Source organism: Sphingomonas carotinifaciens, assembly GCF_009789535.1.
GTDB classification, from domain to species: Bacteria; Pseudomonadota; Alphaproteobacteria; order Sphingomonadales; family Sphingomonadaceae; genus Sphingomonas; species Sphingomonas carotinifaciens.
Window position 1 is genome coordinate 748,255 of the sequence record NZ_WSUT01000005.1, and the last position, 18,634, is coordinate 766,888.

At 67.5% G+C, this 18,634-nt stretch carries 17 protein-coding genes; 9 read left to right on the forward strand and 8 right to left on the reverse strand.

Annotation, left to right across the window (positions count from 1 at the left end; genetic code table 11):
• Window positions 1–20: 20 nt before the first annotated feature.
• Window positions 21–1,610: a bifunctional phosphoribosylaminoimidazolecarboxamide formyltransferase/IMP cyclohydrolase gene (gene purH / locus GQR91_RS05535; RefSeq protein WP_149682684.1), complete on the forward strand. Its 1,590-nt coding sequence runs from the start codon at window positions 21–23 to the stop codon at window positions 1,608–1,610.
• A 90-nt stretch (window positions 1,611–1,700) separates the two neighbouring features.
• Window positions 1,701–2,207: a hypothetical protein gene (locus tag GQR91_RS05540; protein WP_149682685.1), complete on the forward strand. Its 507-nt coding sequence runs from the start codon at window positions 1,701–1,703 to the stop codon at window positions 2,205–2,207.
• Between the two features lie 5 nt (window positions 2,208–2,212).
• On the opposite strand, the gene GQR91_RS05545 is transcribed toward GQR91_RS05540, so the two are convergent.
• From GQR91_RS05545 to nadB, 4 genes are all read right to left on the reverse strand, one after another.
• Window positions 2,213–3,730 (reverse strand): lipopolysaccharide biosynthesis protein, encoded by a 1,518-nt coding sequence (locus GQR91_RS05545; RefSeq protein ID WP_149682686.1) that lies wholly within the window; start codon window positions 3,728–3,730, stop codon window positions 2,213–2,215.
• A 136-nt stretch (window positions 3,731–3,866) separates the two neighbouring features.
• The gene (gene polA, locus GQR91_RS05550) at window positions 3,867–6,626 is read right to left on the reverse strand and encodes a DNA polymerase I (RefSeq protein ID WP_149682687.1); all 2,760 of its coding nucleotides are present in this window, start codon (window positions 6,624–6,626) and stop codon (window positions 3,867–3,869) included.
• A gap of 78 nt (window positions 6,627–6,704) precedes the next feature.
• Window positions 6,705–7,823 (reverse strand): serine hydrolase, encoded by a 1,119-nt coding sequence (locus tag GQR91_RS05555; RefSeq protein WP_149682825.1) that lies wholly within the window; start codon window positions 7,821–7,823, stop codon window positions 6,705–6,707.
• 129 nt (window positions 7,824–7,952) lie between these two features.
• Window positions 7,953–9,542 (reverse strand): L-aspartate oxidase, encoded by a 1,590-nt coding sequence (gene nadB / locus GQR91_RS05560; protein ID WP_112383746.1) that lies wholly within the window; start codon window positions 9,540–9,542, stop codon window positions 7,953–7,955.
• 122 nt (window positions 9,543–9,664) lie between these two features.
• On the opposite strand from nadB, the gene GQR91_RS05565 reads away from it, so the two are divergent.
• The gene (locus tag GQR91_RS05565; RefSeq protein ID WP_112383745.1) at window positions 9,665–10,462 is read left to right on the forward strand and encodes an SDR family NAD(P)-dependent oxidoreductase; all 798 of its coding nucleotides are present in this window, start codon (window positions 9,665–9,667) and stop codon (window positions 10,460–10,462) included.
• A 39-nt stretch (window positions 10,463–10,501) separates the two neighbouring features.
• On the opposite strand, the gene GQR91_RS05570 is transcribed toward GQR91_RS05565, so the two are convergent.
• Window positions 10,502–11,422, reverse strand: coding sequence for an ABC transporter ATP-binding protein (locus tag GQR91_RS05570; RefSeq protein WP_112383796.1), 921 nt, complete (start codon window positions 11,420–11,422; stop codon window positions 10,502–10,504).
• A gap of 82 nt (window positions 11,423–11,504) precedes the next feature.
• Between GQR91_RS05570 and GQR91_RS05575 the strand changes: the two genes are divergently transcribed.
• Both GQR91_RS05575 and tldD read left to right on the forward strand, forming a co-directional pair.
• Window positions 11,505–11,738 (forward strand): zinc-finger domain-containing protein, encoded by a 234-nt coding sequence (locus GQR91_RS05575; RefSeq protein ID WP_112383744.1) that lies wholly within the window; start codon window positions 11,505–11,507, stop codon window positions 11,736–11,738.
• A gap of 46 nt (window positions 11,739–11,784) precedes the next feature.
• Window positions 11,785–13,212 carry a metalloprotease TldD gene (gene tldD / locus GQR91_RS05580; RefSeq protein ID WP_149682688.1) on the forward strand — a complete coding sequence of 476 codons (1,428 nt, stop codon included), beginning with the start codon at window positions 11,785–11,787 and terminating at the stop codon, window positions 13,210–13,212.
• A gap of 7 nt (window positions 13,213–13,219) precedes the next feature.
• On the opposite strand, the gene GQR91_RS05585 is transcribed toward tldD, so the two are convergent.
• Both GQR91_RS05585 and GQR91_RS05590 read right to left on the reverse strand, forming a co-directional pair.
• Window positions 13,220–13,519, reverse strand: coding sequence for a CcdB family protein (locus tag GQR91_RS05585; protein WP_149682689.1), 300 nt, complete (start codon window positions 13,517–13,519; stop codon window positions 13,220–13,222).
• Window positions 13,519–13,764: a type II toxin-antitoxin system CcdA family antitoxin gene (locus GQR91_RS05590; protein WP_112383794.1), complete on the reverse strand. Its 246-nt coding sequence runs from the start codon at window positions 13,762–13,764 to the stop codon at window positions 13,519–13,521. Before GQR91_RS05590 ends, GQR91_RS05585 begins: the two co-directional genes overlap by 1 nt.
• Window positions 13,765–13,813: 49 nt before the next feature.
• On the opposite strand from GQR91_RS05590, the gene GQR91_RS05595 reads away from it, so the two are divergent.
• The 3 genes from GQR91_RS05595 (at window position 13,814) to GQR91_RS05605 (ending at window position 15,865) form a co-directional block, all read left to right on the forward strand.
• On the forward strand, window positions 13,814–14,014 hold the full coding sequence (locus tag GQR91_RS05595; protein WP_149682690.1) for a putative signal transducing protein: 201 nt from the start codon (window positions 13,814–13,816) through the stop codon (window positions 14,012–14,014).
• Window positions 14,015–14,156: 142 nt separating this feature from the next.
• Complete coding sequence (locus GQR91_RS05600; RefSeq protein WP_112383741.1) at window positions 14,157–14,495, forward strand: P-II family nitrogen regulator; 339 nt, start codon at window positions 14,157–14,159, stop codon at window positions 14,493–14,495.
• 11 nt (window positions 14,496–14,506) lie between these two features.
• Window positions 14,507–15,865 (forward strand): ammonium transporter, encoded by a 1,359-nt coding sequence (locus tag GQR91_RS05605; RefSeq protein WP_149682691.1) that lies wholly within the window; start codon window positions 14,507–14,509, stop codon window positions 15,863–15,865.
• A gap of 248 nt (window positions 15,866–16,113) precedes the next feature.
• On the opposite strand, the gene GQR91_RS05610 is transcribed toward GQR91_RS05605, so the two are convergent.
• A complete protein-coding gene (locus tag GQR91_RS05610; protein ID WP_160146791.1) occupies window positions 16,114–16,503 on the reverse strand; it encodes an EF-hand domain-containing protein in 390 nt (129 codons plus the stop codon).
• 147 nt (window positions 16,504–16,650) lie between these two features.
• On the opposite strand from GQR91_RS05610, the gene GQR91_RS05615 reads away from it, so the two are divergent.
• A complete protein-coding gene (locus GQR91_RS05615) occupies window positions 16,651–17,868 on the forward strand; it encodes an argininosuccinate synthase (RefSeq protein WP_112383738.1) in 1,218 nt (405 codons plus the stop codon).
• The last annotated feature ends 766 nt before the right edge of the window (window positions 17,869–18,634 follow it).

An 18,634-nucleotide genomic window follows, 5' to 3' on the forward strand; every position in this document is an offset into this window, starting at 1 on the left:
CCTCCACTCCCGGAGCCCCGATGACCCATATTCCCGTGAAGCGCGCCCTTCTGTCCGTATCCGACAAGACGGGGGTGATCGACCTTGCCCGCGCGCTTGCCGAACGGGGCGTCGACCTCGTCTCGACCGGCGGCACCGCCAAGGCGATCCGCGACGCCGGCCTGCCCGTGCGCGACATTTCCGACGTCACCGGTTTCCCCGAGATGATGGACGGGCGGGTCAAGACGCTGCACCCGATGGTGCATGGCGGCCTGCTCGCGGTGCGCGACGATGCGGCCCACGCGCGCGCAATGGAAGAGCATGGCATCGGCGCGATCGATCTCGTCGTCGTCAACCTCTACCCCTTCCAGCAGACGGTGGCCAAGGGCGCCGGGCGCGACGAGATCATCGAGAATATCGATATCGGCGGCCCCTCGATGGTGCGTTCGGCCGCGAAGAACCATGCCTATGTCGCGATCCTGACCGATCCGTCGGATTATGACGCGTTCCTCGCCGAGCTGGCCACGAACGACGGCGCCAGCGGCATCGACATGCGCCGCCGCCTCGCCGCCAAGGCCTATGCCGCGACCGCGGCCTATGATGCGGCGATCGCGCAGTGGTTCGCCTTTGCCGACCAGGGCGAGGCATTTCCGACGACGCTGCCCATGGCCTATACGCGTCATCACGAGCCGCTGCGCTATGGCGAGAATCCGCACCAGGTGGCAGCGCTCTACCTGCCGCAAAAGGGGGCGCGAGGCATCGCCCAGGCCGAGCAGTTGCAGGGCAAGGCGCTGAGCTACAACAACCTGAACGATGCCGATGCCGCGCTGGAGCTGGTGTCCGAGTTCATCGACGGGCCGCCCACCGTCGTCATCGTCAAGCATGCCAATCCGTGCGGCGTGGCGAGCGGCGATACGCTGCTGGATGCATACAAGGCGGCGTTCGCGTGCGACACCGTGTCGGCGTTCGGCGGCATCATCGCGTGCAACCGCCCGCTGGATGCGGAAACCGCCGAGGCGATCTCGGGGATCTTCACCGAGGTGGTGGTGGCGCCCGATGCCAGCCCGGAGGCGCGGGCGATCTTTGCCAGGAAGAAGAACCTGCGCCTGCTGCTGTCGGGTGAGTTGCCGAACCCGGCACGCCCCGGCCTGATGGTGAAGTCGATCGCGGGCGGGCTGCTGGTGCAGAGCCGCGACAATGGCCGGCTGACCGACGACATGCTGAAGGTCGTGACCAGGCGCGCGCCGACGGAGCAGGAGCTGGCCGATTGCCGCTTCGCCTGGACGGTGGCCAAGCATGTGAAGTCGAACGCGATCGTCTATGCCAAGGGCGGCAGCACGGCCGGCGTCGGCGCCGGGCAGATGAACCGGCTCGAATCGGCGCGCATCGCCGCCTGGAAGGCCAAGGACGCCGCGGACAAGGCCGGCTGGGCCGAGCCGCGCACGATCGGATCGGCAGTCGCGTCGGATGCATTCTTCCCGTTCGCCGACGGATTGCTGGCGGCAGTGGAGGCCGGCGCCACCGCGGTGATCCAGCCGGGCGGGTCGATCCGCGACGACGAGGTGATCGCCGCCGCCGACGAGGCCGGGCTGGCGATGGTCTTCACCGGCATGCGCCACTTCCGGCATTGATGTCACCCGACCTGACCCGGCCTTGTGTGCTGTTCGCGCCATGGCCGGGTCAGCCACAAAAGCCTTGCGCGGGGATGAGGGGGGACGTCGATGCTTGCCATGGCGGTAGTGCTGGCACTGGGAATTGAGGCGCCCGTCGCGTTGTGGACGGTGCCGGCACAGGCGGAATGGGCGTCGGGGGACGAGCATCACCTGAACGTGCGGCTCGAACGTCCGGATACCGCGATTTCGATGCGCGGCGAAGTGCAGTTGCGCGCCGTCCTTGCCGTACAAGGCTCGGCATTCAGGATTTCGCGCTTCCTCAAGCCGACAGGCGGGATCGCCTTCGATGTGATGGATATGCAGGGTCGACGGGTTGCGCCGCTGGAACCGCCGGCTACATCCCCGCCGGCGCCGCCACAGTCGTCCGACGGGCTTACTGTGGTGCGCCCAGGCCAGCCCATGACCTTGCAGGTGGCAGAGTTTCCACGCTGGGTGTTTCCGGGCCCCGGCCGCTACCGGGTGCGGCTTCTCGTCTCGCTGATGAACATCGCGGCCACACCAGCTCGCTATCAGCAGTGGTTCAGCAATACCGTCACGGTCGACGTGATCGACTGAACCGCTTAGCGCGTCACCCCGCCCGCATGCGGCAGGGTCGCTTCCTCGGCATCGGGCATCTTGCCGAACAGGGCGCGGTCGGCAGGGCCGAAGGCGAAGCGCCAGAGGACGAAGAGATAGGTCGCCAGGATCGCCGGTTCGCCGACGACCAGTTCCACCCATTCGAGATGCGCCGGCAGGGCGGTGAAGCCCACGCCGACCACCATTGCGGCCCCGAGCGCCCACAAGAGCGGCCAGCGCAGCGGCGAAACCGACGCTTTCAGGATGCGGGACAGCAGCGTCGCCTTGACGATCGAGGTGATGCCGAGGCTGAGCATCAGCGCGACGGCCGGGCCCGCGGCCTGCCATGTCGCGGGCCAGCCGAGCGCGCGCATGCCGAGGATCAGCGCGAAGCTGAGCCCTACCTGTACCCCCAGCATGACCACCGAGATCATGAGGTTGCGGTGGCGCGCTGTATAGACCAGCGCCGACTCGCATACCGCGCCCGTCGAGGCGAGCACTTCGGCGGTGAGCAGAAAGGCGAGTGCGGCCGTGCCGGCGACGAATTGCGGGCCGACGACGCCCATCACCGCCTCGCCCGGGATCGATCCCATGAGCGCGAGGCCGCCCTGCGCCGCCATGATCCAGAATGCGACCTGGCGCACCTGTCGCGCGATTGCAACGTAATCGCGCACGGCGAGGCTTTGGGTGATGACGGGGCCGAGAATGGGGTCGAAGCTGGTCTTCAGTTTCTGCGGCAGGCTTGCGACCTGTTGCGCCATGTAATAGATGCCGACGATCTTGGGTTCGAACATGACGCCCAGGATGAAGCGGTCGACGTTGCGGCTGCCCCATTCGAGGGCGTCGGCGCCGGCGAGGGGGGCGTTGGCGCGGGCGAGGGCGAAGAGCTGGGTGAGCTCAGGGGACCAGCCGCGGGGCAGGCCGTAGCTGCGGATCAGGGGGACGATGCTGGCGATCAGGGCGGCGATCATCGAGGCGACGTAGGAGAGGACGAGCCCGTCGCGGATGGTGAAGAAGGAGAAGATCCAGGCGGCGATCGAGATGGTCCACGGCTCCACCACCGCACGCGCGGTGACCGCCGCCTTCACGTTCAACCGGTAGGCAAGCGCCGCGAGGCTGACATCGGACCAGGCGGAGGCGACGATGATCGCGGGCAACCACCGGTCGAGCCCGGTGATCGCCGTGTTCGGGTACATGATCTCCGGAAAGAGCCACAGGAAGCTGCTGGCGGCCACGCTGGCGATCAGCGCGAGCGCCATCGCGTCCCACACCACGTTCACATGCGGCCGGTCGGTCGAGGACAGCGCCTGCGCCAGTCCGCGTTTCAGCCCCAGCGTGGCAACGAGCGCGGCCAGTTCGACCACCACCACCGCGATGGCGAAGCGGCCGACCAGATCGGGGCCGTAGATGCGGCCGGCGATGAACAGGAAGGGGATGCGCGCGGCCAGACGCAGGATGAAGCCGGCGATATTGGTCCGCCCGCCCTTGGCGAGCGTGTCGATGTCCTGGGAGGAGGAGGCCATGCGGGTCAGGCTTTCGCCACCGGATCGCCCTCACCCTTCCCACCCGGCTGCGCCAGGCGGGCCCCTTCCCTTTCCCGCTGGGAGAGGGAGGGCGCGGCGAAGCCGCGGAAGGGTGAGGGTGACCGGGTGGTGGCGGTCAATGTGCCGCTCCCCAGCTTGCTCCCGTGCCGATCTCGACGCCCAGCGGGACTGAGAGCATCACCGCAGGCTCGGCGGCGCGCTCCATGACGTCGCGGATCACCGCGCTGGCGGCGTCGACATCGCCTTCGGGCAGTTCGAAGACCAGTTCGTCGTGAACCTGGAGGAGCATGCGGACCTGGGGCAGGCCGGCCGCCTCCAGCGCGGGTTCCATGCGGACCATGGCACGCTTGATGATATCGGCCGAGGTGCCCTGGATCGGCGCGTTGATCGCGGCGCGCTCGGCACCCTGCCGCTCGCCTTGGTTGCGCGACTTGATGCGCGGGAAGTGCGTCTTGCGGCCGAACAGCGTCTGGGTGAAGCCGTGGTCGCGCACCTGGGTCAGCGTCTCGGCCATGTAGCGGTTGATGCCGGGGAAACGCTCGAAATAGCGGTCGATCATCGCTTGCGCCTCGTCGGCGGAGACTTCGAGACGGCCGGCAAGGCCCCAGCGGCTGATGCCGTAGAGGATCGCGAAGTTGATCGTCTTGGCCCGCGCGCGGGTGTCGCGGTTCACTTCGCCGAACAACTCGGTGGCGGTCAGGCTGTGGATGTCGTCGCCATTCGCGAATGCATCGCGCAGCGCCGGCACGTCCGCCATGTGGGCGGCGAGGCGGAGTTCGATCTGGCTGTAGTCGGCCGCGAGGATGACGTTGCCCGGTTCAGCCACGAACGCGTCGCGGATCTGGCGGCCGACCTCGGTACGGATCGGGATGTTCTGGAGGTTGGGCTCGGTCGAGGACAGGCGGCCGGTCTGCGCGCCGGTCAGCGAGTAGCTGGTGTGGACGCGGCCGGTCTTGGGGTTGATCTGTGCCTGCAGCGCATCGGTATAGGTGTTCTTCAGCTTGGTGAGCTGGCGCCAGTCGAGCACCTTGCGCACGATCTCCGCACCCGGACCGCCGTCGCGCGCGAGGCGCTCCAGCTCGGTGACGTCGGTGGAATAGACCCCCGACTTGCCCTTGCGCCCGCCCTTCAGGCCCAGCTTCTCGAACAGGATGTCGCCAAGCTGCTTGGGGCTGCCGATGGTGAAGGGCTGGCCGGCGAGCGCGTGCACTTCGCCCTCGCGCTCGGCGATGCGGCCGGCAAACTCGTCGGACAGCCTGGCCAGCACCTCGCGGTCGACCTTGATGCCCCGGCGCTCCATGCGCGCGATCACGGGAGCGAGCGGGCGGTCGACCATCTCGTACACGCGGGTCGAGCCTTCGGCGGGCAGGCGCGCCTTGAAGCGCTTCCAGAGGCGCAGCGTCACATCCGCATCCTCGGCGGCGTAGCGGGTGGCGGCGTTCAGATCGACCTCGTGAAAGCCGCGCTGCGTCTTGCCGGTGCCGACCACGTCCTTGAACGCGATGCAGGCATGGCTGAGATGGGTGGCGGCGAGTTCGTCCATGCCATGGCCATGCAGGCCGGCGTCGAGATCGAAGCTCATCACGATCGTGTCGTCATGCGGCGCGACCGATATGCCGCGCTCGCCCAGCACGATCATGTCGAACTTCAGATTGTGGCCGATCTTCAGGACCGAGGGGTCCTCCATCAGGTCCTTGAGCTTCGCCAGGGCGACCTCGCGGTCGATCTGCACCGGCACCTCGGCGAGCAGGTCGTTGCCGCCGTGGCCGAGGGGGATGTAGCAGGCGAGGTTGGGGGCGAGGGCGAGGCTGACGCCGACCAGTTCGGCCTGGGTGGCGTCTGTCGAACTCGTCTCCGTATCGACAGCGATCCAGCCCTGGTGGCGCGCGACGGCGATCCAGCGATCGAGCGCATCCACATCCTGCACCGTCTCGTACCCGTCATGGTTGCAGGGGGGATCGTCATCCTCGGGCAGATCGACGGACGCCGGGTTCTCGACGGGGGCGTCGGCGACCTGACCGAGCTTGGTCAGGAGCGAGCGGAAGCCGTGATGTTCAAGAAAGGCGCGTAAGGGTGCGTCGGGAATGCCCTTGAGTTCGAGGTCTTCCAGCGGTTCGGGCAGCGCCACGTCGCAGCGCAGCGACACCAGCTCGCGGCTGAGCCGGGCCATGTCGGCATGCTCGATCAGATTGTCGCGCAGCTTGCCCTTCTTCATCCCCTCCGCAGCGGCCAGGACGCCCGCCAGATCGCCATGTTCGAGGATCAGCTTGGCCGCGGTCTTGGGCCCGACGCCGGGAACGCCGGGAACATTGTCGACGCTGTCGCCCATCAGCGCCAGCACGTCGCCCAGTTGCGAGGGCGCGATGCCGTGGAACTTCTCCGCGACATGCTCCGGGCCCAGCCGGCGGTTGTTCATCGTGTCGTACAGGTCGAGGCCGGGCTCGATCAGCTGCATCAGGTCCTTGTCGGACGAGACGATCGTCACCTGCCAGCCTTGCGCCAGTGCCGCCTTGGCATAGCAGGCGATGATGTCGTCGGCCTCCAGCCCCTCGGTCTCGATGCAGGGCAGCGAGAAGGCGCGGGTGGCGTCGCGGATCATCGGGAATTGCGGCACCAGGTCTTCGGGCGGGGGCGGCCGGTGCGCCTTATACTGGTCGTACAGGTCGTTGCGGAACGTCTTCGACGATTTGTCGAGGATCACCGCCATGTGGGTCGGGCCCTCGGCCGCGTGGAGTTCGTCCGCCAGCTTCCACAACATGGTGGTGTAGCCATAGACCGCGCCGACCGGCTCGCCATGCTTGTTGGTGAGCGGCGGCAGCCGGTGATAGGCGCGAAAGATATAGCCGGAGCCGTCGACGAGATAAAGATGGGGCATGACGGTTCGGGGGTGTAGCGGATGCGGGGGTGCGTAAACAGCCCCCGCCTTGGCGATAGCGGCGGGGGCGGCTTTCCGTCAGTTCGCGACCGACCCCGGCCCCTGCGCGGAACCGGCATAGGTGGCGACGGCGGCGGCGACGTTCTGGATCAGCACCTGGCGGTTGCGGATCGGCTCGGTCGTGTCGCCGATCATCACCGCGACCGCGAAACGGCGGCCGTCGGGCGCGGTGAGCAGCCCGACGTCGTTGAACCCGGCGTTGCGGCGGCCGAGATCCTGCCCGGTGCCGGTCTTGTGCGCGATCTGCCAGCTAGCCGGCACGGCGGCGCGCAGGCGGGCATGACCGGTGCGTGAAGCGCCCATCGTCTCCAGCAGGATGCGGGTCGAGGTTTCGGACAGCAACTCGCCGCGGGTCAGCCGGGCGAGCGCGTCGGCGATCGCGATCGGCGCGGCACCGTCGGGCGGATCGGCGACATAGGCGTCGAGCGCGGTGGCGCGCGCCGCCGGGTCGAGCCGGGCGCGCGCCACGGAAAAGGCGTTGCCCAGCGCATAGGCGGGCTGCCAGGTCAGGCCGGCGGTCTTGGCCTGGAGCAGCCGTTCGCCGGGGCCGAAGCGGATGTCGCCCAGCCGCTTCTCCGCGATCATCCGCCGCACCGCCGCCGGCCCGCCGACATAGGTGAGCAGGCGGTCGTTGGCGGTGTTGTCGCTCTGGGTCAGGGCGCGGGTGAGCAGGCCGCCGACGGTGGTCTGGAACCCGTCGCCCTTCACCAGATAGGCGATCGGCTGGTGGAACAGCGTCAGGTCCTCGCGGCGAACGGTGATCGGGTCGTCCAGCCGCGCCTTGCCCTTGTCGCGCAGGTCGAGCAGCGTGATCGCGACCCACAGCTTGGATACCGATTGCTGCGGCAGGCGCTGGCGGCCGCCGGCCTCCACCGTCCAGCCGTCATCGACGGCGCGGATGGCGATGCCCTTCTTGCCCTCGAACCCGGCATACAGGCTCTGAACGGTGCGGATCAGGCCCTGCGGTGCGGCGGGTGCGCTGCGCGGGCGGGGCGGCGGCACGGGGATCGACACCGCCACCTCCGGTTCGCGCGCCGGGGCGTTGGCGCTGGCGCCGGGGCTTGGCACCACATTGCATCCGGCAAGCGCCAGCAGACCCGCAACCGTCGCCCATCTGCCGAACCCGGCCATACGCATGTTCACAAAAGCACCCCGCACGATGCCGCGATCCTTGACCGGTCGAGCGGTGTCAGGAAACCGCGGATTTCCGCGGGTTGCGATGAAGCGCGGCAGGGGTGCGGCGAACCGCGAAGCCGGGGGTGGCGGTCAGGGGACGAGGATCGTGTCCACCGCGTGCGGCAGGGTTTCGGGATAGTCGAGCGTATAGTGGAGGCCCCGACTCTCCTTGCGATGCAGCGCGGAGCGGACGATCAGGTCGGCGGTCTGGAGCAGGTTGCGCAACTCGATCAGGTCGGGGGTGACGCGGAAATGGCCGTAATGCTCGGCCACCTCGTCGTTCAGCATGCGGATACGGTTGGCGGCGCGCTGTAACCGCTTGGTGGTGCGCACGATGCCGACATAATTCCACATGAACCGGCGAATCTCCGTCCAGTTCTGCTTGATGACCACTTCCTCGTCCGAATCGGTGACGCGGCTTTCGTCCCAGGGGCGGATCGCCGGCGGCGGCGGCAGGTCCGCCCAGTGCGCGGCGATATGGTTGGCCGCCGCCTCGCCGAAGACGAAACATTCGAGCAGCGAGTTGGAGGCGAGGCGATTGGCGCCGTGGAGCCCGGACTGGGTGCATTCGCCCACCGCATACAGGCCGGGCAGGTCGGTATGTCCGTCCCGGTCCACGACGATGCCGCCGCAGGTATAATGCTGTGCCGGCACGACGGGGATCGGCCCGGTCGTCATGTCGATGCCGAGGCCGCCAAGCTTTTCCTGGATGTTGGGGAAGTGCGCGCGGATGAAATCCGCCGGCATGTGGCTGATGTCGAGATGGACGTAATCCAGGCCGTCGCGCTTGATCTCGGCATCGATCGCGCGGGCGACGACGTCGCGGGGGGCCAGTTCGGCGCGGGGGTCGACGTCGGGCATGAAGCGGCGGCCGGTGCGCGGGTTGCAAAGCCGCCCTCCCTCGCCGCGCACCGCCTCGGTGATCAGGAAGTTCTTGACCTCCAGATTGTAGAGGCAGGTCGGGTGGAACTGCATGAATTCCATGTTCGACACGCGCGCACCTGCACGCCACGCCATGGCGATGCCGTCGCCGGTCGCGCCGCGCGGCGCGGTGGAGAACAGATAGGTGCGGCCCGCGCCGCCCGTCGCCAATATCGTCGCGCGTGCGGTGTGCAGGCCGACGCGGCCGGTACGGCGATCGACCGCATAGACGCCCCACACGTTGCCGGCGCCCGAATAGCGCATTTCGTGCCGGCTGGTGGCGAGGTCGATCGCGACCTGATCGGGGATCAGGGTGATGTTGGGATGCGCCTCCGCCGCCTTTTGCAGCGCGTCCTGCACCGCCCAGCCGGTGGCGTCGGCGACATGGACGATGCGACGGTGCGAATGCCCGCCCTCGCGGGTCAGGTGCAGCGTGCCGCCTTCCTCGGCAAAGGGGACGCCCAGCTTTTGCAGGCGCTCGATCGCGGCGGGCGCGCCCTCCACGACGAATTCGACGATGCTGCGGTCGTTCAGCCCGGCGCCGGCGACCATCGTGTCCTCGACATGGTTGTCGAAGGTGTCGCCCGGCTCCAGCACCGCCGCGATCCCCCCTTGCGCCCAGGCGGTGGAGCCCTCGTTCAGGGCGCCCTTGGCAAGCACGGTGACGTGGAAGCGTTCCGCGAGGTTGAGCGCGGCGGTCAACCCGGCCGCGCCGGACCCCACGATCAGGATGTCGCTCGTCGATGCGGAACCGGTCACGTCGGGCAATCTCCGGCAAGGCCTAAAGCGCCTCGGATGGCAGGCGGGGCGCGCGGGCGCAAGGGACGTGGAACAACAGCGCCCGTCCCTTCGTCCCGCCCCCGGAGCATTTGGAGAATGACATGGATCTGGAGATTGCGGGGCGCATCGCACTGGTGACGGGCGCGGACAGCGGCATCGGGCTGGAGACGGCGCGGATGCTGCTGGAGGCGGGGTGCCGTGTCGCGATCACCGACAAGACGCACGAGCCGCTGGAACAGGCGCGCAGCATGCTGGCGAGCCACGGCGAGGTGATCGCGGTGACGGCGGACGTGACCGACACGATCGACGTGTCGCGGCTGTTCGCCTCGGTCTACCGCCAGCTTGGCAATCCCGACATCCTGGTGAACGCGGCCGGGGTGACCGGTGCGACCGGCGACTTCCTGTCGGTGGACGAGCGCGGCTGGCTGGAAACGCTGGACATCAACCTGCTGGGTGCGGTGCGCATGTGCCGCGCGGCGATTCCGGGGATGCGCGGCAAGGGCTGGGGCCGGATCGTGATGCTGGCGTCCGAGGACGGCGTGCAGCCCTATGTCGACGAACTGCCCTATTGCGCGTCGAAGGCCGGTATCCTGTCGCTCTCCAAGGGCTTGTCCAAGGCCTATGGCCGGGACAACATCCTGGTGAACGCGGTGTCGCCGGCGTTCATCGCCACGCCGATGACCGATGCGATGATGGACGAACGCGCCAGGAAGCGCCGCACCACCCGCGAGGAGGCGATCGAGAGCTTCCTGAAGGAGGAACGCCCCGGCATGGTGCGCGGACGGCGCGGCAAGCCCGAAGAGGTGGCGGCGATGATCGCTTTCCTGTGTTCGGAGCGGGCAGGGTTCATCACCGGCGCGAACATGCGGGTGGATGCGGGGTCGGTGATGACGATTTGAGGTTTATGCCCTCTCCCCGGAGGGGAGAGGGCATTCCGTTTACCCCGCCGAGCGGGTCAGGCTGAGGAACACGTCTTCGAGGTCGGCTTCCTTGGTCGAGACGTCGACGATGCCGTAGCCTTCGCGGGTCACCGCGGCGAGGACCTCGCCGGCGTTGACCCGGTCCTTGGCGTAGGTGATCTCCAGCGTGCGCGTGCCCTTCAGCACGATCTTGCCGAAGCAGGCATTGTCGGGGACCGCCGCGACGTCACGGTCGACGGTGACCGCGACGATCTTCTCCTGCGCCTTGCCGACCAGTTCGCGGGTCGGCTCGTTGGCGACGAGGCGGCCGTGATTGATGATCGCGATGCGGTCGCACAGCTCCTCGGCCTCTTCGAGATAGTGCGTCGTCAGCACCACGGTGACGCCGCCGCGGTTCAACTCGCGGACATAGGCCCAGAGTTGCTGGCGCAGCTCGATGTCGACGCCCGCCGTCGGCTCGTCCAGCACCAGCACCGGGGGCGTGTGGACCATCGCCTTGGCGACCATCAGGCGGCGCTTCATGCCGCCGGACAGGGTGCGCGCATAGGCGTTGGCCTTGTCCTCCAGATGCACCGCGCGCAGCAATTCCATCGAGCGGCGCTTCGCTTTCGGGACGCCGTAGAGCCCGGCCTGGATCTCCAGCGTCTCGATGGGGGTGAAGAAGGGGTCGAACAGGATTTCCTGGTTGACGATGCCGATCGACGCCTTGGCGTTGCGCGGATGCGCGTCGATGTCGAAGCCCCAGATGCTGGCATGACCCTCGGTCTTGTTGACCAGCCCGGCCAGGATGTTGATCAGCGTGGACTTGCCCGCGCCATTGGGGCCGAGCAGGCCGAAGATCTGGCCGCGCGGCACATCGAAGCTGACCCCGTCCAGCGCGCGCTTGCCGCCCGCATAGGTTTTGCACAATCCGTCGATCGAGATGGCCGCTTGCGTCATGGCAATCGCGATAGGCGTCTGTGCGGCCACCAACAACCGGGAATTGAACAGAAGGTCCGTGCCTGCTAATCGCGGGTCCATCATGTTGCCGCCGCCCGAAACCACCCGCGTCTCGCACGCCCGCGTCGCCTGTGACGGCGCCACCGACATTGCCGGCGGAGCCGCGCTCGGCCATCCGCGCGTCTGGCTCCAGATCGACGAGACCGGCTATGTCGATTGCGGCTATTGCGACCGGCGCTTCATCCTGATCGGCGGACCCGCCGACGGGGCCGACCAGTCGCAGCTGCGCGATCACGGGGACGGCGCAGGCCGCTGATCGGCGGGGCCATTTACCTGTACCCACCGTGCCCTATATCAAGGGCATGACGCTTGCCCCCGATCCCCGCTCGTTCCTGTACCGCGACACGCTCGATCCCGACACCGCCCGGCGCCTGACCGCGGCGGCGCTGGCGCGCGCCGACGATGGCGAGCTGTTCCTGCAATATAAGCGGTCGGAAGCCTTCGGCTTCGACGACGGCCGGCTGAAGACCGCCAGCTACGACACGCATTCGGGCTTTGGCCTGCGCGCGGTGTCGGGCGAGATGACCGCCTTTGCCCATGCCAATGAGATGAGCGAGGCGGCGATCCGCCGCGCGGCCGAGACGATGGCGCTGATCGATCCGTCGGGCGCCGCGCCTGCGGCGCCGCCGCAGGGGACCAACCGGCATCTTTATACCGCGGCCGATCCGCTCGACCTCGTCCCCTTCGCCGACAAGGTGAACCTGTGCCAGACGATCGATGCCGCCGCGCGCGCCCGCGATCCCCGCGTGGTGCAGGTGTCGGTCGGCCTGTCGGGAACGTGGAACGTGGTTGAGATCGTCCGCGCCGACGGCTTCCTCGCCACCGATGTGCGGCCGCTGGTGCGGCTGAATGTCTCGGTGGTGGTGGAGCAGAATGGCCGGCGCGAAAGCGGCAATTTCGGTATGGGCGGCCGCTATCTCTACGACCGGCTGATGGCGCCCGAGACATGGAATCGCGCGATCGACGAGGCGCTGGCGCAGGCGCTGGTGAACCTCGACGCGGTGGCCGCACCGGCGGGCGAGATGACCGTGCTGCTCGGGCCGGGCTGGCCGGGCGTGCTGCTGCACGAGGCGATCGGCCACGGGCTGGAGGGCGATTTCAACCGCAAGGGCACCTCGGCCTTTTCGGGTCGGATCGGCGAGCGGGTCGCGGCGCCGGGCGTAACGGTGGTGGACGACGGGTCGATCCAGGATCGCCGTGGCTCGCTGTCGATCGATGACGAGGGGACACCGACCGCCGAGACCATCCTGATCGAAGACGGCATCCTCAAGGGCTACATGCAGGACCGGCTCAACGCACGGTTGATGGGGGTGGCACCCACCGGCAACGGGCGGCGCGAGAGCTTCGCGCATGCGCCGATGCCGCGGATGACCAACACCTTCATGAAGGCCGGCCGCGACGATCCGGCCGAGCTGCTGTCGCGCGTCAAGTCCGGCATCTTCGCCAAGAGTTTCGGCGGTGGGCAGGTCGATATCGTGTCGGGCAAGTTCGTGTTTTCCTGCACCGAGGCGTACCGGATCGAGAATGGCAGGCTGGGCGCGCCGATCAAGGGCGCGACGCTGATCGGCGACGGGCCGACCGTGCTGACCAAGGTGGCGGGCATCGGCGACGACTTCGCGCTGGACGAGGGCATCGGCATGTGCGGCAAGGGCGGACAGTCGGTGCCCGCGGGCGTGGGCCAGCCGACGCTGCTGGTGAACGGGCTGACGGTGGGCGGGACTGCGGTTTAAGGCGTGTTCAGACGCCAGTGAGAAGCAGGTCAAGCGCGGCCATGATGATCAAGTCGTGCTCGGCAAGCGAGTAAACCGGCGCGCCGATTTCGGCGATCGGCAACGCGCCGGCGAATTGGGTCACCATCATCATGCGTCTGCCATCGACCTCGAAGATCGGGTTCAGGCGTCGCATCGGAAGGGGGGCGCGATCCGGAGCCCAGAGCGGTACCATAAGACGTGTGTTCAGGTGCGACAGGGTGTCGGCCTGACAATTCAGCGCATAGGCTCCATCATCACGCAGCCGGTGGACGTCGAACCGCGCCATCAGAACATGCGGTATTTGGTGAAGGGCAGACCGTTTTTCTCCACCCATGCGTTGGAGGACTGGATGGCTTCCCAATTTTCTGAAACCCAGCGTTCCTCTTGCGCCTTCTTCACGGCAGCGGCCAGACCCTGCTCGCAGGCCTGCGAAACGTTGATGCCAAGGTCCTTGGCCGCGGCGACCGTGTCGACGGGCAGGGAAACATTGGTGGGCCGGCGGGGCGCCGCCGATCGTTGGGTCGTTGCCATGCGCAAAAGATATGCGCATCTTTCCTACGCCACAACAAGGTACTGATCCATGAGCCTCGTCGAACTCGGCCGTTATGATCGCAACGAGGCGCACATCCTGGTGGCGCGGCTGGAGAGCGAGGGCATTCCGGCGTTGGCCTTCGATGGTGGGGCCAGCATCGCGGACGGATCGTGGCTGCTGATCCCGGTGCGGGTGATGGTGGACAAGGATGATCTGGATGCGGCGCGCGAAATCGTCGACGCTGCCTGATTTTCGGGCAGGGCCGGATCGGTGCCTAAATAAGTTACCGGGATCGGTGGCCCGTTTCCCTCAAACCCCGGCGGGCCCTTACGAAACGTAACTGGCACACCCCTTGCAAAGTTGCCTGACGGGTAACCGAAAAGGGGGTGCGATGAAGCTGGTCATTGCCATCATCAAGCCGTTCAAGCTGGACGAGGTGCGCGAAGCGCTGACCGTTCTGGGCGTGGCGGGGATGACGGTCACCGAGGTCAAGGGATTCGGTCGGCAGAAGGGCCAGACCGAAATCTATCGCGGGGCCGAGTACAGCACCAACATGGTGCCCAAGATCAAGATCGAGGTTGTGTGCGCCACCGATCTGGCCGACCGCGTCGTGGAATCGATCCAGGCGGCGGCAAACACCGGCGCGATCGGCGACGGCAAGATCTTCGTACTCGATGTGGGTCAGGCGGTGCGCATTCGTACCGGCGAAACCGACGATACCGCGTTGTGAGGGGGGACCGTATGAACCGAGCGATTCGTACCGCGGCGGGGCTGGCGCTGGGGGCGGCACTGTTCGCCGCGTTGCCGGCCGTGGCGCAGGAGGCGGCGTTGCAGGCGCCGCCGGCCGCGCCCGCCGGAGTGGTGAACAAGGGCGATACCGCGTGGATGATGACGTCCACGGTCCTGGTGCTGATGATGATCCTGCCGGGGCTGGCGCTGTTCTATGGCGGCCTGACGCGGGCCAAGAACATGCTGTCCACCATGACGCAGATCGGCGCGGTGGCGTGCCTCGCGATGCTGTTGTGGGTGATGTACGGCTATTCGCTGACCTTCGGTCCCGACCTGTCGGGCGGCGCGTCGAACTTCATCGCCGGTTTCGGCAAGGCGTTCCTGTCGGGCGTGACGCCCGCCAGCCAGGCCGCGACCTTTACCGCGGGCGTAGAGATCCCGGAATATGTCTTTGTCGCGTTCCAGATGACCTTTGCCGCGATCACCATCGCGCTGGTGCTGGGTTCGGTGGTCGAGCGGATGAAGTTTTCCGCGGTGATGGTGTTCGCCGCGGTGTGGCTGACCATCGTCTACTTCCCCGTCGCGCACATGGTGTGGGCGGCCTCCGGCCTGTTCTTCAAGGCAGGAGCGCTGGATTTCGCGGGCGGCACGGTGGTGCACATCAATGCCGGCGTCTCCGCGCTCGTCGCCTCGATCATCCTGGGCAAGCGCATGGGCTATCCGACCACGCCGATGCCGCCGCACTCGCTGACGCTGACCGGGGTCGGCACCGGCCTGCTGTGGGTGGGCTGGTTCGGCTTCAACGCGGGCTCCGCGCTGGAGGCCAACGGGTCGGCGGCGCTGGCGATGATCAACACCTTTGTCGCCACCGCATCGGGCGCGCTGTTCTGGATGCTGGCCGAGCGGCTGCACGGCCACAAGGGGTCGGCGCTCGGCTTCTGCTCGGGCATCGTCGCCGGGCTGGTCGCGGTGACGCCGGCGGCGGGCAATTCCGGCCCGTTCGGCGCGATCGTGCTGGGCGCGGTGGCCAGCGTCATCTGCTTCTACATGGTGTCGGTGGTGAAGCCTCGGCTGGGTTACGACGACTCGCTGGACGCCTTCGGTGTCCACGGCGTCGGCGGGATGGTCGGCGCGATCGGCACGGGCATCGTCTATGCCCCTTCGCTCGGCGGACCGGGTGCGGCCGATTACGCGATGGGCGCCAAGCTGCTCGTCCAGCTCGGCGCGGTGGCGACCACCATCGTCTGGGCGACGATCGGCACGGTTGTCGCGATGTTCGTCGCCAAGGCGGTCACCGGCCTGCGTGTCTCCAGGGAAGTCGAGCAGGAAGGCCTCGACCTCGGTGAGCACGGCGAGCGCGCTTACAATTAAGAGATCGGGGGCGGACCGGCAGAGCCCGCCCCCCACGATGTTCCTCCTGCGGACGACCTGGCCCGGTGCGGTGACGCACCGGGTCTTTTTTGTCATGTCCATTTGGAAACTCGCGAAAGGGCGAGTTTCGAGGCGGCGCCGGCCCGCTCCCCCCACCCGGCCACCCACAGAGTATCCTTGATGGGTGGTCGGGTGGGGGAGCGGGCCGGCGCCGCAAAACGTGCCACAGCACGTTTTAAAACAAACGCTCAGCGTCCCTGGATCGCCTTCTTGGCAGTGGAGCGTTCGCCCGCGCCGATGCGGCCGTCGCGATTGGCGTCATAGGCCTGGAAGGTGGCGGCGAGCAGCGCCTGTGCTTCCTTTTCGGTCACCTTGCCGTCCTTGTTGGCGTCTGCCGCGGCGAACCACTTGGTCGCCAGCCGGTCGGCATGCGCCTTGTCGAACTTCTTGTTGGCAGCCCCCATGCGGGCGATGCGCGCGGTAACCTCCGCCTTGCTCCACACGCCGTCCTTGTTGGTGTCGGTCGCCTTGAACTCGCGCGAGAATTTGGCGGCGGCGGTGGCCTGCGTCTCCTGCGCGGCGGCGGGCAGGGCAAGCGTGCCGGCAACAGCGGCGGCGAGAAGGGCGAAACGGGGCATGGGGTGGTCGACTCCTGATGGCTTTTGGGCACGGTCGCTAGGACCTGCGGCTTGTATGCCCAATGAATGGCGCCGCACCCGGTTGCACGGCACCGCGCTTGCGCATAGGGGCGCGACCAAAGCCCTTATCCATCCAAGGACCCCCGCATGAGCGAAGATATCAAGCGCGTCGTTCTCGCCTATTCCGGCGGCCTCGACACCAGCGTCATCCTGAAGTGGCTGCAACAGCATTATGGCTGCGAGGTGGTGACCTTCACCGCCGATCTGGGCCAGGGCGAGGAACTGGAGCCGGCGCGCGCCAAGGCCGAGCTGATGGGCATCAAGCCCGAGCACATCTTCATCGACGATCTGCGCGAAGAGTTCGTGCGCGATTACGTCTTCCCGATGATGCGCGCCAATGCGGTCTATGAGGGGACGTACCTGCTCGGCACCTCGATCGCGCGGCCGCTGATCGCCAAGCGCCAGATCGAGATCGCCCGGCAGGTCGGTGCCGACGCGGTCAGCCACGGCGCGACCGGCAAGGGCAACGACCAGGTGCGGTTCGAATTGGGCTATTACGCGCTCAATCCCGACATCAAGGTCATCGCGCCGTGGCGCGAATGGGACCTGACCAGCCGCACCAAGCTGATCGAGTTCGCCGAGGCGCATCAGATCCCGGTATCCAAGGACAAGCGCGGCGAGGCGCCGTTCTCCACGGACGCGAACCTGCTGCACACCTCGTCCGAGGGCAAGGTGCTGGAGGACCCGTGGGACGAGGTGCCCGATTATGTCTATTCGCGCACGGTGAACCCCGAGGACGCGCCGGACGCGCCGGAGACGATCACCATCGATTTCGAGCGCGGCGACGGCGTTGCGCTGAACGGCGAGGGGATGAGCCCGGCGACCCTGCTCGCGAAGCTGAACGAACTGGGTCGCAAGCACGGCATCGGCCGGCTCGACCTGGTCGAGAACCGCTTCGTCGGCATGAAGAGCCGCGGCATGTACGAGACGCCGGGCGGCACCATCTATGCGATGGCGCACCGGGGCATCGAGCAGATCACGCTGGACCGCGGTGCCGCGCACCTGAAGGACGAACTGGCGCCGCGCTATGCCGAGCTGGTCTATAACGGCTTCTGGTTCTCGCCCGAGCGCGAGATGCTGCAGGCCGCGGTCGACCACAGCCAGACCAAGGTGACGGGCACCGTCCGCCTGAAGCTGTACAAGGGCTCGTGCATCGTCACCGGCCGCAAGTCGCCCTATTCGCTGTACAGCGAGAAGGTGGTGACGTTCGAGGACGACCAGGGCGCCTACGACCAGCGCGATGCAGCCGGCTTCATCAAGCTGAACGCGCTGCGCCTGCGCCTGCTCGGTCGGCGGGACCGCTGATCCAAGCTCTGGTATGAAAACTCGCGGAAGTGCGAGTTTTGAAGCGGTGCCGGCCCACTCCCCCACCCGACCGCCCACAGAGTATCCTTGATGGGCGGCCGGGTGGGGGAGTGACGGGTCGATCATGCCCCCGGCATGATCTGAACAGCGCTGAGCGCTGTTCACCCGGCACTGGCCGGCACCGCAAAACGTGCTTTTGGGCACGTTTTCGAACAGACTCCAACTCGCGTTTAACCATCCCGGCCTTATGAGTGGTACGATGACCACGCTGGGTACGGGATGGCGACGGGACGCGCTGCTGGCGGTATTGCTGGCGGCCGTCCTGACCGCGGCATGGACGCTGCGCGACGCGGCCGCGCTGGCGGCGATGCGGCTGCCCGATACCGACGACCTGATGCGCCTCGTCCAGATCCGCGACTGGCTGGGCGGACAGCGCTTCGCCGATCTGACGCAGCACCGGCTGGGGTTCGACGGTGTGCCGATGCACTGGACGCGCCTTGCCGATCTGGGGCCGGCGGCGATCATCCTGCTCATTTCGCCACTGGCCGGCGTCGCCACCGCCGAGCGGATCGCGGTGGTGGCATGGCCCGCCCTGCTGTTCGCGGGCGTGCTGTTCGTGATGGCGCGGGCGGCGCGCGACGTGGGCGGGAACAGGATCGCGCCGGTCGCGATGCTGCTTGCCGCGCTCGCCCACCCGGCCACCACATATTTCGCGCCGGGGCGGATCGATCATCACGGGTTGCAGATGCTGTTGTGGCTGATCGCG